This window comes from Streptomyces sp. NPDC005808 (assembly GCF_042871385.1).
Classification (GTDB): Bacteria; Actinomycetota; Actinomycetes; order Streptomycetales; family Streptomycetaceae; genus Streptomyces.
In genome coordinates, this window is the sequence record NZ_JBIAIK010000004.1 from 110,766 (window position 1) to 125,461 (window position 14,696).

At 70.5% G+C, this 14,696-nt stretch carries 11 protein-coding genes; 8 read left to right on the top strand and 3 right to left on the bottom strand.

Annotated elements, in window-relative coordinates:
• Positions 1-59: 59 nt before the first annotated feature.
• Together ACFYPC_RS10835 and ACFYPC_RS10840 are read left to right on the top strand one after the other, a co-directional pair.
• Positions 60-1,457 (top strand): glycosyltransferase, encoded by a 1,398-nt coding sequence (locus tag ACFYPC_RS10835; protein ID WP_388673592.1) that lies wholly within the window; start codon positions 60-62, stop codon positions 1,455-1,457.
• Positions 1,454-2,191: a polysaccharide deacetylase family protein gene (locus ACFYPC_RS10840; protein WP_388673594.1), complete on the top strand. Its 738-nt coding sequence runs from the start codon at positions 1,454-1,456 to the stop codon at positions 2,189-2,191. Before ACFYPC_RS10835 ends, ACFYPC_RS10840 begins: the two co-directional genes overlap by 4 nt.
• A gap of 184 nt (positions 2,192-2,375) precedes the next feature.
• On the opposite strand, the gene ACFYPC_RS10845 is transcribed toward ACFYPC_RS10840, so the two are convergent.
• The 3 genes from ACFYPC_RS10845 to ACFYPC_RS10855 all read right to left on the bottom strand — a co-directional run bounded on the left by ACFYPC_RS10845 (position 2,376) and on the right by ACFYPC_RS10855 (position 7,415).
• A complete protein-coding gene (locus ACFYPC_RS10845; RefSeq protein ID WP_388673596.1) occupies positions 2,376-5,174 on the bottom strand; it encodes an RICIN domain-containing protein in 2,799 nt (932 codons plus the stop codon).
• A gap of 1,036 nt (positions 5,175-6,210) precedes the next feature.
• Entirely contained in the window at positions 6,211-6,804 is a 594-nt protein-coding gene (locus tag ACFYPC_RS10850; RefSeq protein WP_388673598.1) for a tyrosine protein phosphatase, read from the bottom strand.
• Positions 6,801-7,415 carry an MBL fold metallo-hydrolase gene (locus tag ACFYPC_RS10855; RefSeq protein ID WP_388673600.1) on the bottom strand — a complete coding sequence of 205 codons (615 nt, stop codon included), beginning with the start codon at positions 7,413-7,415 and terminating at the stop codon, positions 6,801-6,803. The genes ACFYPC_RS10850 and ACFYPC_RS10855 overlap by 4 nt, the downstream gene beginning before the upstream one ends.
• A gap of 192 nt (positions 7,416-7,607) precedes the next feature.
• On the opposite strand from ACFYPC_RS10855, the gene ACFYPC_RS10860 reads away from it, so the two are divergent.
• The 6 genes from ACFYPC_RS10860 to ACFYPC_RS10885 all read left to right on the top strand — a co-directional run bounded on the left by ACFYPC_RS10860 (position 7,608) and on the right by ACFYPC_RS10885 (position 14,673).
• Complete coding sequence (locus ACFYPC_RS10860; RefSeq protein ID WP_388673602.1) at positions 7,608-7,748, top strand: hypothetical protein; 141 nt, start codon at positions 7,608-7,610, stop codon at positions 7,746-7,748.
• A gap of 114 nt (positions 7,749-7,862) precedes the next feature.
• Positions 7,863-10,172, top strand: a complete 2,310-nt coding sequence (locus ACFYPC_RS10865) for a putative PEP-binding protein (protein WP_388673604.1) — start codon at positions 7,863-7,865, stop codon at positions 10,170-10,172.
• On the top strand, positions 10,169-11,149 hold the full coding sequence (locus ACFYPC_RS10870; RefSeq protein WP_388673606.1) for an ABC transporter ATP-binding protein: 981 nt from the start codon (positions 10,169-10,171) through the stop codon (positions 11,147-11,149). The genes ACFYPC_RS10865 and ACFYPC_RS10870 overlap by 4 nt, the downstream gene beginning before the upstream one ends.
• A gap of 14 nt (positions 11,150-11,163) precedes the next feature.
• Positions 11,164-11,913 carry an ABC transporter permease gene (locus ACFYPC_RS10875; protein WP_388673608.1) on the top strand — a complete coding sequence of 250 codons (750 nt, stop codon included), beginning with the start codon at positions 11,164-11,166 and terminating at the stop codon, positions 11,911-11,913.
• Positions 11,900-12,724 (top strand): ABC transporter permease, encoded by an 825-nt coding sequence (locus tag ACFYPC_RS10880; RefSeq protein ID WP_388673610.1) that lies wholly within the window; start codon positions 11,900-11,902, stop codon positions 12,722-12,724. The genes ACFYPC_RS10875 and ACFYPC_RS10880 overlap by 14 nt, the downstream gene beginning before the upstream one ends.
• A gap of 29 nt (positions 12,725-12,753) precedes the next feature.
• Complete coding sequence (locus tag ACFYPC_RS10885) at positions 12,754-14,673, top strand: RiPP maturation radical SAM C-methyltransferase (protein WP_388673612.1); 1,920 nt, start codon at positions 12,754-12,756, stop codon at positions 14,671-14,673.
• Positions 14,674-14,696: the final 23 nt, after the last annotated feature.

Here is a 14,696-nt window from a genome sequence, read left to right on the forward strand (position 1 = left end):
TCACCTACTACATGTCGTAGAGTCTGGCCGCCCACTCCATCTGCGGAGGAACGAGCCCCATGCCCCACCTCGGAAGTTCGGCACATCCGCGTGCCCTGGCGGTCACCGCCCTGCGCCCCGGTCCGGTGCCCGCCACGGCACGGGCCGGACGCATCGCGATCGTCTCCGCGAGCATCGGCGCCGGCCACGACGGCGCCGCCGCCGAACTGGCCCGCCGGCTCACGGCCCACGGCCTCGTGGTGGACCGGTTCGACCTGCTGGACCTGCTGCCGGCTTCCCTGGGACGGCTCGTGCGGGACGGCTACCACCGCATGCTCGTCCAGGCTCCCTGGGCCTATCAGCGGATCTACCGCAGTACGGAACGCGCAGGCGGGGGCGGGCCATTGGCCAGAGCCCTGCTGGGAGCCGCCGAGAAGCGCATGCTGAACGCCCTGCACCCCGACACGGGTGCGGTCGTCTCCACGTACCCCGGGGCCAGCCGCGTGCTGGGCAGCCTGCGGCTGCGCGGGCGGCTGGCCGCGCCCGTCCTCACCTATCTCACCGACTTCTCCGTGCACCCGCTGTGGGTGGCCGACGGTGTCGACGTCCATCTCGCCGCACACGCCGTACCCGCCGCCCAGGCGCGGGCTGCCGGAGCGCGGAACGTCAGGGTGGGGGGCCCGGTGGTGGACCCGCGGTTCCGTCCCGGCAGCGCGCGGGAGCGCGACGCGGCCCGGGCACGCTTCGGGCTGCCGCAGAACGCTCCGCTGGCGCTGCTCGTGGCCGGCTCCTGGGGGGTCGGCCCCGTCCGGCAGGTCGCCCTGGAACTACGCGACTGCGGGGCCGCCGTCCCCGTGGTCGTCTGCGGCCGCAACGAGACGCTGGCCGAGCAACTTCGCGCGGACGGTGTCGAACACGCCTACGGCTGGGTCGACGACATGCCCGGTCTGATGCACGCCGCCGACGTGCTGGTCCAGAACGCCGGCGGGCTCAGTTCCCTGGAGGCGTTCGCCACCGGTCTGCCCGTGGCGAGCTACCGGTGCATACCGGGCCACGGTCTGACCAACGCCGCCGCGCTGGAGGAGGCCGGTGCGGCCGTCTGGATCCGCGACCCGGCCGGCCTCAAGGCCGTACTGTGCGACCTGATCGACGGCTCGCTCGGACTGAGCCAACGCACGGTCGGCCTCGCCCTCTTCGCGGCCGAGCCCGATGGCGGACCCGCCGCGGAGATCGCGCGCATTCACCAGGCAGGGCCGCCTCCGTCGCCTGCCCGGCCCACCGCGCGACGACAGCGCCGCGCGGCACGCCGACTCCTCGCCACAGCCGCCGTGGCGTGCGGGGTGTGGGCCTGCGCCGTCGGCACGGGGGTCGCCACCGCGTACGACGGCCCGGGCATGATCCACGCCATCGGACACAGCCTCGACCCGGACGACGCGCCCCCTGTCCCCACCTCCCACACCGAGGGCCATCACTCGTGACCGCCTCACGGTTGCTCCGCACCGCCGCGCTCGCCGCCCTGCCCGCCCTCGCAGCCGCGCATTGCGCACCCGCCGTCTCCACCTTCGGGCCACTGCGCAACCGCACCATGCCCGGCCTCTCGGGCCGGGGCCGCCCGGACCACATCGCCCTGACCTTCGACGACGGACCCGACCCGCTGTCCACCCCGCACTTCCTGCGCCTCCTCGCCGCGCGCCGAACCCGGGCGACCTTCTTCCTGCTGGGCCGCGAGGCGCAACGCTCGCCCGGCCTGGTCCGCGAGATCGCCACGGCAGGGCACGAGATCGGCATCCACGGCTGGCTGCACCGACCGCTGCTGCTACGCGGTCCACGCGCCACCTACGACGACTTCGCCCGCGCCCGCGACACCGTCGCCGACATCACCGGACTGCGACCCACCCTGTTCCGGCCCCCGTACGGCGTCATGTCGACCGCCGCCCACCTCGCAGCCCACCGCCTCCGTCTCACCCCCGTGCTGTGGACCTGCTGGGGCGAGGACTGGACCGCCCGCGCCACACCGGCATCCGTCCACCACACCGTCACCTCCGACCTGGACGGCGGCGGCACCATCCTGCTCCACGACTCCGACTGCACGTCTGCCCCGGGCGCCTGGCGCTCGGCCCTGGGCGCGCTCCCCCTCATCCTCGACACCTGTGAGCAACGCGGCTACGAGACAGGCCGGTTGCGCGACCACGGATGGCCCCGCCCGACCTGACAGGGGAGGCGGAGGCGGAGGCGACGGTCACCACCTCATCCCGGCTCCCGGCTCCTGGCTCCCGGCTCCCGGCTCCTGGCTCCTGGCTCCTGGCTCCTGGCTCCTGGCTCCTGGCTCCTGGCTCCTGAACGAGCGATGCCCGAACCCCGCGGCGGGGTTCGGGCATCGTGCTGCTGTGCTGGGATCAGGACGCTTGCGGGGACAGGAAGAAGGACTGCGCGGTGCTGCCGTCGCAGGTGCTGACCTGGAACTGCGCGCCGTTGGCGGTGCTGGGGGCGGTCAGGCACAGGCCGCTGTTACGGGCGACGAGCGTGAACGTACCGCCCGTCTTGGCGACGGCCTGCCACTGCTGGTTGGCTTCCGCGTGGTAGGACCAGGTCTGGACCTTGGCTCCGGAAGCGGTGGCCGTGGCGCTGCCGATGACGTCCCATGCCTGGGTCTGGGCGGAGGCGTTGCGGTTCAGCACCTCGTAGTAGCCGGAGCCGGCCGAGACAAACTGCCATTCCTGGTTCGCGACGGCGGAGACGCAGGTGTACTGCTGGACGACGGTGCCGTTGGCGGTGCCGGAGTTGGCGGCGTCCACGCACTTGCCGCTGTCCTGGTTGACCAGTTCGTACCAGGCGGAGGAGTTGACGGCGGACGCGCTCTTGTCGGCGAAGGAGAGGGAGTTGATGTTCCAGCCGGCCTTGTCCTCGTTGAGGGTCAGGACCTGCTGGCCCGCCGGGAGGGTGACACTCGCGGTGACCGTGGTCCACTTCTGGTAGTCGCCGGTGGCGGGGATGTCGACCGCGCCGCTGAGATTCGTACCCGACGCGTTGGACAGGTGCAGGGCGCCGGTCACGGCGGAGGGTGCCGCCACGCGGAAGCTCACCGTGTACGTACCGGCCGCCAGCGGCTTGACGGTGTAGCGGAACCACTGGGAACTCGCCGTGAAGCCCAGGTTGTAGCCGCCGCCGGTGTCGGTGGTCGTCATGACGTCGACGCCGTCGGGGCGGTAGGTCTCGCTGTTGTTGACGGAGGAGACGCTGTAGCCGACGCCCTGGCCGCCGGTGTCGTAGTTCTCGGCCTGTACGGTGCCGGGCAGCGCGGCGGCGGTGCCGCCGTACGGCGCCTCAGTGGTGGGGGTGGCGCCCGTGCCTCCCTGCCAGCTGTTGTTGGTCACCGTGGCGGTGAAGGTGCTGGAGTTCTTCTGGTACGCCGTCATACCGGACTTGAGCCCGCTGACGGTGTTGCTGGTGATCGTCGCCGATCCGACGGGCGCGGGGAAGTACGGCGGTGCGATCACGATGCCGTTGCGTCCGGGGTTGGTGATCGTGTTGTTCTGCACCTTCGAGTTGGTCGAGTTGGTGAAGCCGATCCCGTCGAAGAGCGAATCGGAGATGGTGTTGCCGGTCATGGTGACGTTGCTGATGGCACCGTTGTTCGCACCGGCGGCGCCGTCGCCGATGATCACCGCGGGCGTTCCCTGGCCCCAGGAATTGCCGCCGGACCGGACGATGACGTTGTTCGTGATCGTCGCGGAGGTCAGGTCGCTGCCGTTGTCGCTGAACACACCGGCGTTCAGGGCCATCATCCGCCCGGAGTCGGCGAGGTAGTTGTCGCTGATGACGTGACCGCCACCGCCGTAGATCCCGATGCCGTGGGCACCCCAGGGGGCGATCGCGGTGTTGTGGGTCATGGTGACGTTCGACATCGGCGGGTAGGTCTGCGACGGGTCGCTGGCCTTGAAGGCGACGGAGTTGATGGCCAGCTCGTCGTCACCGGTGCCGCGGATGTAGTTGTTGGTCACCGTCAGGTCGGACCCGGTGAACGTGTTGAGCGCCTGGTTGTTCACGTTGATGCCGTCGGCCCAGATGGACGTCAGACGGTTGTTCTCGATCGTGCCACCGGTGCCCGAGGCCCAGAAGCCGGACATCGTGTGCTGCGACCACAGACCGCTGGCGGACCAGTCGGTGCCGGTGGTGTCCATCGCGCCGCCGTCACCGTTGTGGCGGCTGGTGGAGTTGGAGTCGATGTGGAAGTCCCGCACGGTGCACGAGGTCACCGAGAACAGCGCGCTCATGCCACCGGTGAAGGGCAGGGGCACGTCGCGGTAGACGTTGCTGTACCACTGCCCGGCGCCGGCGATCGTGATCCCCTTGGCGGTCAGCCCCGTGGTGCCCTTGACATAGAAGGTGCCCTGCGGGATCCAGAGGATCTTCTTCTCTGTCTGCGCCTGGTTGATGCAGGTCTGGATCGCGGCGCGGCTGTCCACATACCCGCTGGCGGCCGAGCCGTTGGTCGGGACAGTGCTGGCGACCGCGCCGCAACTGGTGATGGAGATGGAGTTGGCCGGCTGCGCGATGGGCGCGGGCGGGTTCTCCACGTCGATCACGTCGATGTCGTAGTACGACGCGGTGTTCGTCGAGCTCTTCTTGAGCTGGATGGTGCTGCCGGCCGCAATGGGAGTGCCGGTGACGAATGTACGCGACTCGTCCCAGAAGACCCGCGGGCTGCCGTTTGCGGGATTCTCGTCGGTGCTGCTGTTGTACGAGCTGCCTTCGTATATCCAGGTTTGCTTGGAATTGAGGTTCAGCGCCTGCCGGAACGTGCCGTTGACGTACAGATCGAGGGTCGCGGTGGCTCCGGCGCCGTCGGAGGAGTCCGGAATGCTGGCGCGGACGTTGAGGTAACTGACCGGCTTGCCGGTGTTGTTCGTCCACTGCACCGACTGATTGGTCGCGGCGAGGTGCGCGTAGGCGAGCCCGGACGCCTCCAGGGCGGCGCTGGAGTACTTGCTGGTGGGTGCGGAGGTGACCGCCACCTTTGTCGCACCGCCGGCGAGGGTGCCGTTTTCAGCTTCGTAGCTGGTGAAGGCGGTGGTGGCGCCGGCCGCGGTGGCCGTGGTGGTCGCCGCGCCGGCTTCGGGGGCGGCACTTGACGGGCCGAAGGTCATCCACGCCAGGCCGCCCACAGCGACGGCGGCGGCCGTGGCCACCGTCATCACACGGCGTCTGGCGCGCGACAGACGGCGCAGACCCTTCGACCTTCCGAAGCGTTTTGGACGTGCCGGGGCCTCATGCACAAGGAACTCCTCGAAAGTGGGGGGGGGGAGGATGGGCTCAGCGATCCGCCGAAATCAGAATGAGGGTCCAGGACATGGGAGTCGGCCCGGTGCCCGGACGCCCCGAACCTATAGAGCGCCCTGACGCAGGCACAAATTCTCAACCGCCGGCGCGACGGGAAAGCGCGTCGAACAAAAAGTGGCAAGGAAAAGGAGCGCGGCTGGGGGTGCTGTGACCTGAGGTCCTTTCCACGAGCACCGATCTATCACTTATTCGATGTGACTTGATTCACTTCCGCGCGAGGTGTGGCCAGGCCCCGCCGTACCGGAGGTTCGTGCCTCGCCCCGGCAGGTCGGCCACTCCACTCGGCGGGTGGTCCCGGCCAGCAGCAGGTCGGGGCCGGTGGCGGAGAGGTACGCCCCGTCGGCGATGTAGGCGGTGCCTGCCCACCGCGAACCGGCCACCACCCTCGGCAAAACGCGTTGCCCCGGCATCGTGGCACCGCCTCGGACCGGCGCACAAAGTGGCGCCGCCGGTTCCGGAGAACTGGAGACCGGCGGCGCCTATCTCCCGCTGACGCGGCGCCTACCTCCCGCTGACGACCCTGGTCCTCGGATGAGGAGTCGTCACCCCTCGGGTTCTTCTGGATGGACTCCTGAAGCGGTTGGCTGGGGCGCAAAGTATCCGCCGCCTCTTTGTCGTTCTCGGTCCGCTCGCCGTCGTCGAGTCTCAGTTCGGCATCCCGGAACTCTTCCAGAACCTCTTCGGCGCCGGTCGCGCAGCATCAGGTGCCCGGCAATCGACTTCAGACCATCGCCACAGGCGCCTCAAGCAGAAGCCAGACGCACACCATCAATGATCGGCCGGACAGCTCCTGGCCCACCTGCCCGCGTCGGCGCCCGAACCGCCGGGCGCGGTGCCGACGCCGTCAGGCGGGGACGCGGCGCCGCGAGACGGTGCTCACCAGGCCGGCGATCACCGGGCCGACGGATGCTGAGGGTCCCCTGGGGACGGACGCTCCAGCACTCCGGCCGCGCGGTGCCGACCGGGGTGCTGCCCACCGGCGCAGACGAGGCGGAAGAACTCCAGCGTCCACGCGCGCTGTTCCTCGGTGTCCGGCACCCTCGTCCCCCTGGCCCGTTCCATGGCCGCCCAGGCTGCCTGCGGCGCGATGTCCAGGAGGATCATCAGGGAGACCGCGATCAGGGAGGACCGTCCGATGGCGCAGCGGCAGTGCGCCACGACATGGGCGCCGGCCCGCAGCTCCGCGGCGAGCTCCCGCAGCGCCGGCAGCACGACGGGGATCGACGGGACCGTGAAGTCGGGGATGGGCAGGGCGACGAACCGCAGCCCGGCGGCCTCGGCGAGGCGGGGCTCGTCGGTGAGCCCGAGTTCGGCGCGCTCGGCGTCGGGGAGAGCGCAGACGAGGATTTCGGTGCCGGCGCCGCGCAGGGCCGCCATGTCGGCGGCCAGGAGCCCGTGACCGCGGGGCCGGACCATGGTGCTCAGGCGCCCCGGTCCCCGCGGACCGGCGACAGTGAACAGGACGGGGGCGTGCGGCTCGGTCATCGGTGGGACGAGCCCGGCGGGAGCCAGCGGTAGCAGTCGCCGCACTCGTCGGCGAGCCAGCCGTTGAGGCTGCCCAGGCCCCGCTCGTTGATCTGCCCGTCGTGGATGCCGTAGGCCCGTTCCGGCTGGACGGCGCGGACGAAGTCGATGGCCTCGTCCGTCTTCATCCATGACCCCTGCAGGGGGACCAGCAGGGTCTCCACCGGTCGGTCGGGAACGTACAGGGAGTCCCCGGGGTGGTAGACGCGGTCCTCGACGAGGTATCCGAGGTTGGCGCAGTCCGGGAGGTCGCCGTAGATGCGCGCGTGCCGCCCGCCCTGGGCGGTCACCCGGAAGCTTGCCGCGGTGAACTCCTCGCCGGGGGCGACGCCGGTGAAGTCCAGGCCCGGGATCCGCGCCGACTTGGGGGCGTAGACGGGCACGCCCAGCCCCTTCAGCCGCAACAGGTCGACGTGGTCGTCGTGCTCATGGGTCACCAGGACCGCGTCCGCGCCGGCGAGTGCCTCGGGCTCGCTCCAGACTCCGGGATCGATGACCAGCGTGCCACCGCCGTCGTGCTCCAACCGGACACAGGAATGGGTGTACTTGGTGATCCGCACTCGCGTGAGCATAGTCCGGAGGCTCTGCGAATTCCTTCGGTGAATGGCCGGATAATGTCGGCCGGGCGCATCCTGGGGTGTTCCTGGGTGAGCAGCGACAACCAGGCGCCGCATGCGTTCCGGAGAGTCGATATCCCGTCAACTTCCGTGCGTATACCCGGAGTTCACCTTGTGGTAAGAAGTGCTCGCTGTTAGCTTCGGAACATGGACAAACCTGACTCGAACGTCGAGGAGCTCGCCGACCTGGCCGAGCTGGAATTCTCTCCGATCGCCCCGGAGGATGCCGCTGAGCTGGACGACCGTGTTTACCTGCTCGGTGTCCGCCCGGAGTTCGTGAGCCGGTAAATTCCGCTCGTCACCCGCCCCCGCGCTGCGCCGGGGGCCTGTTGTCAGCAGAGGTTCACCACCGGAAGCGGTGCCGGGCCTCGCCCTTGGGGGATGGGGATTCAGCGCGTGGTCATGGATCGTCTGCCGGTCGGCTTTCCCGCTGATTCAGTGCTGTGGCTGCCGGTCGACGCCGCTGACGACACCATTCGTGAGGCGATCGTCGCGCTCGATCCCGACCGTCGCCTCGGGAGTGCGAAGCGCCCCGTCTTCCTGACCGCATGGCTTCCCTGCCTGAAGGGAAGCTGTCTGTCGTTTCTCGGTCTGAGCCCTGCCGGCCACCAATGGCTGGCAGGGCTCGCCGGTGACGCCTTCGCCGCGGCACGCCGGGCCGAACTGACCTCCGCGCTGGCCGCCGCGGACCCCGGCGCCGCGTTGCCGGACGACCCGATCGAGCAAGTGACCGTCCTGGTACGGACGTTGGCCAGGGCCGAGACCGGTCCGGCCCAGTTCGGGCTCGGGCGACAGCCGCTGTGGTGCGGCCCCGACGGAGGCAGCGGCCTCGCCTGCTCCTGCGATCCGTCGACCGGCCGGCCCGGCCTGACGGGGTCCTTTCTTGCCGGGGGTTCAGGAGCCCAACTGCTGACAGCGGGCGGCGCGGATCTCGCCGAACTGATCGACACGCAGCCCTGGGGCCCGCAGGTACGGGAGGCGGTCCACGCCGCCGAGGCCGAACTCGACTGGCCGGCGAGGGTGGAGTTCCTCGTCGAGGAGGGCAGGCCCCACATCGTCACGAGCACCCGAGCATCCCTGCGCGGTGCCGCTCTCCTGCACGCTGTGGCCACCCGGTACGAACACGGCCGGCTGACCCCCGCGCAGGCGGTGTCGCTGGTGGAGCCGCTGGACGTCGAACAGGCGCGTTCCGGGGCGGCGCAATCCCTTGATCTGCCGGTGGCGGCACGCGGCCTCGGCGTGTCGCCCGGCATCGCCTCCGGCGCCGTCGTCTTCAGCGCGACCGACGCCGTCGCCGCCCAGGCCAACGGCGGACAACCGGTGCTGGTCCTCATCGAATCGAGGCCGGAGGATCTTCCGGGCCTGCTGGCCGCGGCGGCCATCGTCACCGAGCGGGGCGGACAGACGTCGCACGCCGCGGTCGTGGCGCGCGGGCTCGGGCTGCCGGCCGTCGCCGCCCTCGTCGACGGCGTCCTCGACGCCGACGCCAAGGTCCTGCGCACCGCGCACGGCGACACCGTCCACGCCGGCGACCTGGTCACGGTGGACGGCCACACCGGAGTGATCCACCTCGGCGGCCGCACGGGGCCCACCACCGGACGGCAGGCCGCGGTGGAACTGCCCGGCTGGCTCGACGACGCGCTCTCGGGGCTGCCCGGCATCGCCGTGCGGGTGAACGCCGACACCGGCGCGGACGCCGCCGCCGGGCGGGCACTGGGCGCCGACGGGGTGGGACTGTGCCGGCTCGAGCACATGTTCCTCGGCGAGCGCCATCAGATACTCCAACGGATCCTGATGGCCCGGCCCGGCCCTGACATGACGGAGGACCTCCACACCGTGCACGGCCTCCTGCGGGCGGGGATGACCGACGTACTCGCCGCGATGGACGGACGGCCTGTGACGATCCGTCTGCTGGACCCCCCGCGCCACGAGTTCCTCCCCGATCTGACCGAACTCTCCCTGACCACGGCGGCTACGGGCGCCCCCGCCGACCGGGACCGCCTCGACATCACCCGCCGCCTGCACGAGCACAACCCCATGCTGGGAGTGCGCGGTGTGCGGATGGGAGTCCTGCTCCCGGCGCTGACGGCCGTACAGATCAGGGCGCTGGTGGAAGCGACCCTGGCGTTGCGCCGCGCCGGCCGGGATCCGCGGCCCGAACTACTGGTCCCCATGGTCAGCGCGCCGGCGGAGCTGGACTTCGTCCGGGGCATGCTCGACGACGTCTGCGCCCACCTGGGAACCTCCCGGGCGCAGGCGGGCATCTCGCTGGGCGCCATGATCGAGACCCCGCGGGCCGCGCTGCTGGCCGGGTCGATCGCCCGCCGTGCGGACTCCCTGTCGCTGGGCACAAACGACCTCACCGCACTTGTCTGGGGCCTGTCCCGCGACGACGCCGAACAGCACCTGCTGCCCGCCTACCAGGACCTGGGCCTCCTCGCCGAATCCCCCTTCGCCCGGTTGGACGTCGAAGCGGTCGGGACCCTGGCACGCCAGGTCGCCGCCGAGGCACGAGCCGTACGCCCCGACATCACGCTCGGCGTCTGCGGCGAGCAGGCGGCCGACGCGGCGGCCGTGCGGTTCTTCGCCGAGGCGGGCTTCGACCACGTCTCGTGCGCGCCGCCACGGATCCCCCTGGCCAGACTCGCCGCAGCGCGGGCCGCCGTCGCACCAGGAGCGGCGGACGTTCATTCGGCGGGGGCGGGGCGTTGAGCGAGCCGGCGATCGTCGTGGAAGGGCTCGGCCGTACCTTCAACGACCGCGGACGCGAGCTCGTGGCCCTGCGGGACGTCAGTTTCCAGGTCGGGGCCGGTGAGATCGTGGGCCTGCTGGGCAGCAACGGCGCCGGCAAGACCACCCTCACCAAGATCCTCGCCACCCTGTTGCTGCCCACGGCCGGTGCCGCCCGGATCTTCGGCCACGACGTCACCCGCGATCTGCGCGAGGTACGCCGTATGACAGGCGTCGTACTGGGCGGCGACCGTGGCCTCTACGCCAAGCTGAACGGCCGCGACAACCTGCGGTTCTTCGCCATGCTCGCCGGCGTGGGCCGACGCGGCCTGAGCGCGAAGCTGGACGCCGCGCTGGAGGAGGTCGGCCTGGTCGGCGCGGCGGACCGCGCGGTGGAGACGTACTCCAAGGGCATGCGCCAGCGGCTCCACATCGCCATCGGCATGATTGCCGAGCCGCGCGTCCTCCTGCTCGACGAACCGACCGTGGGCCTTGACCCGGTCGAAGCCGAACGGCTGCGCGGCACCGTCGCCGGACTGCGCGACACCGGGGTCTCCGTCCTGCTCACGAGCCACTATCTGCTCGACATCGAACGTCTCGCCAGCCGGGTGATCATCCTCGCGGACGGCACTCTGGCGGCGGACCTGCCGGTCGAGGAGTTCGCCCGGCAGGCCGGCTACACCGCCACCGTGACCGTGCGCGGCACCGGCAGCCCGCCCGACGGCGGCGCCCTGTCGTCCCGCGACATCGCCGTCGGCGGCGTCGACGTGGCCGACGGTTCGTGGACCCTTCGACTGCACGTCCGCGACTGGAGTGTCGGCTCGTTCGGCCTGCTGGAGCAAGCGCTGGCGCACGTCAGCGTGCTGGACGTGCGCATCGACCCGGTGCGGCTGGAGGACGTCTACTCGCACGTGGCCGCGCGCCTGGCCGACGGCAGCCAGGTCGGTGGAGTGAAGTGAGGGGCGCCGCGTGGATGTTCCTGACCGCGTTCCGCATGGAGCAGCGGGCCATGCAACGCAATCCGCTGCTGCTGGTCAACTCCGGAATGCTGCCCGCCGTGTTCCTGGTCATGGCGGTGGAGACCGGCCGCCCCGGCTCGGACGGCGCGGCCGAGCTCATCGTGGCCGTGATGCTGACCGCGCTGTGGGGCTCCACGGTGTGGATGAGCGGAGGAGTGCTGCGCCGCGAGCGCACCTTCGGCACCCTCGCCCGCTGTGTCTCCGGAGTCTGGTCGCCCTACCTGGTGCTGCTGGGCAAGAGCCTGGGCGCCACCGTCACCAGCGTCGCCGCGATCCTTGTCAGCACCGGCGTCACCGCAGCGGCCCTGGGGCTGCCGCTGAGCGTGTCCAACCCGGCGTGGGCCGTTGTGTCGCTGGTGGTGCTGGTGAGCTCCGGCACCGCTCTGGGGGCACTGGTGTCCTGCCTCTTCCTGGTGACCCGCAACGGACTGGTGTGGTCCCACGCGTTGATGTATCCCGTCTTCGCCCTGGGCGGGCTGCTCATCCCCACGGACGCGCTGCCCGAGTGGCTGCGCTGGGCGCCCGAACTGCTCAGCCTGCACTGGATCAAGGACTGTCTGGTCGATGCGACCACCGGCGGCGTCACGGTCGCCCCGCTGGGCGTCGCGATGCTGCTGACCCTCGCCTACTTCTCCGCCGCGGGCTTCGCCTACCGCCGGTCCGTCGAGAGGTCCCGGAAGGAGGGGACGCTTGACCTCGCTTGACACCGCCCCCTCGCATACAGCAGCGCCGCCCCGCGCCTCCCTGGCCTGGCGGTCGGCCGAGGCGGCCCGCATGGGCTGGCTGGAGTACCGCGTACTCCAGACGCCCGCCGGTCTGCTCGGCGCGACCCTGCCGCGCGGGGTCCTGCAGATCCTGTTCTTCACGACGCTCGCGGGCGTCCTGGCCGGTCCCGGACATCGCGAGTACGCCTTCGCCGGATCGCTGGTGCTGGCGCTGAGCAGCACCAACGTCAACGGCGTGGTCGCCGTGCCCGTCCTGGACAAGCAGTACGCCACCTTCGCGCGGGTCCGCACCGGCGCGCTGTCGCCCACCGTCACCCAGATCGCCCGGGTGCTGCCCTACCCCGTCATGGGCTGGATCCTCCTCGTCGTCCAGGGTGCGATCGCGGCGCCCCTGCTCGGCATGACGGACTTCGCCCTGCGACTGCTGCCCTGGGCCTGGGTGTACGGGCTGATCGCGCTCACGCTCAGCGTGCTGGGGCTGGCCGGGGCGACGATGACGGTCGGCAAACGGGCCGACGTGGTGGCTCCGAACGTGCTGTCGTACCTGGTCATGCTGTGCAGCGGTGCGATCGTCCCGCCCGGCCGGGTGGGATGGGTGGACGCGATCGGCCAGGTGCTGCCGGCCCGGCACGGCCTGGATGCCGTGCGCGCGGGGATGGAGGGCCGTCCCTGGCTCGGCGACCTGGGTCTGGAGGTCGCCGCCGGTCTCGGGTTCACCGTCCTGGCCGCGCTGTCGATCCTTCTCCAGGCCCGGCGCGCGAGCAGACACGGCCACGACGACTTCGAGTGACCGATGTGCCCAGACCCGAGGGGAAACCGATGAGCATCATCCGCCTGCCCCTGGCCGTGCGGACCGCAGCGGACCACGCGGCGTCCGCTTCACCGCCCGGCAGAGCTCTGCGCGTCGCCCTGGTCAACATGCCCTGGGCACGTATTCACGCGCCCTCCATCCAGTGCGGACTGTTGCAGTCGATCACCCGCGAGGCCGGGCACGAGTGCGACAGCCACTATCTCAACATCGAGTTCGCCTCCTTCTTCGGCAGCAAGGCCTACGACACCATCGCCAACGTCGCCTCGGAACGGCTGCACCTGATGGGGGAATGGCTCTTCTCCTACGCCGCGTTCGGCGAAGTGACCCCGGACGACGACTACTTCGCCGAATATCCGGAAGTGAAGTCCATCTGGGACGAGCTCACCGGAAAGGGCCTCGACGACCTCGTGGAGATGCGTCGCGAGACGCTGCCGGACTGGATCGCCGCATGCGCGGCCAAACCGGTGTGGGGGGAGTACGACGTCATCGGGTTCACCTCCACGTTCATGCAGAACACGGCGTCCCTCGCACTGGGGAGAAAGATCAAGGAATTCCACCCCGGTGTGACCCTGGTCTACGGAGGCGCGAACTTCGACGGGGAGATGGGCGCCGAGTACGCGAAGAAGCTGCCCTGGCTCGACCACGTGGTGGCCGGCGAGGGCGACATAGTGTTCCCCGCCCTGCTGAAGAGCATCGCCGACGGCACCAACGCCCCGATTCCCGGCGTGCTGCGGCATGCCGCCACCCACGCGCCGCAGGCCGCCGACGCCCAGCGCCCGCAGGTCCTCGACGACCTTCCCACCCCGGACTACCGGGACTACTTCGCCTGGCTGGAGCGCTTCGACCGCGCCCGGCTGCTCGACCGGGCCCCCGTACGGCTGCCGGTCGAGTTCTCCCGGGGATGCTGGTGGGGGCAGAAACACCACTGCACCTTCTGCGGACTCAACGCGCTCGGCATGGCGTACCGCTCCAAGTCCGGCGAGCGCGCGTTCAGTGAGCTCAGCGAGCTGCTGCGCGAGTACCCGGTGGTGCACGTCGACACCGTCGACAACATCCTCGACATGGGCTACTTCTCGTCGCTGTGCACGCGGCTGGCCCAGGAGCACTGGGACGTGAACCTCTTCTTCGAGGTGAAGGCCAATCTCACCCGGGAGCAGCTCGCGACCCTCACAAGCGCCGGGATCCTGCGCATCCAGCCCGGCATCGAGAGCCTCAGCACCCATGTGCTGCACCTGATGCGCAAGGGCGCGAGCAAGCTGATCAACATCCGGCTCCTGAAATGGGCCGGCTACTACGGGATCGACGTGGCCTGGAACATCCTGGCGGGATTCCCGGGGGAGACCGAGGAAGACTACGCGGAGCAGCTGCGCCTGCTCCCGCTTCTGCACCATCTGCAGCCGCCCGGGGGCTGCGGAAGGATCTGGCTGGAACGCTTCAGCCCCTATTTCACCGACCCGTCCTTCCCCATCGACAAGGTCCGGCCCCGAGCCAGCTACGGTCATGTCTACCCGGCGTCGTTGGACCCCGAGAAGATCGCGTACTTCTTCGACTACGAGGCGTCCGGCACCGTGTCCCACGAGACGGTCGCCGCGCTGAACGCCGGCGTCTCCACATGGCAGACCCGCTTCGCCGAGTCGAAGCCCAGCCTCGTCTACCAGCGGCTGCCCGGGAAGCTGACGCTGATCGACCGCAGGACCGACCAGCCTCAGCGGGCCGTACTCGCGGGGTGGAAGGCGGAGGCCTACGAGTCCTGCGGAGACGCGCCCCGTTCAGCGGCGGCAATCGCCCGCCGGCTGGCGACACAGAACGTGTCAGTCTCCGAGGACGAGGTGACGGCCTTCCTCGAACAGTGCTGTCGCGCCGGCGTGATGGTGTCGGACGACGGCAAGTACCTCGGCCTCGCACTGCCGGAGAACCCCGGCTGGTAGCCGTCGTGGCCCCGTGCCAAGGA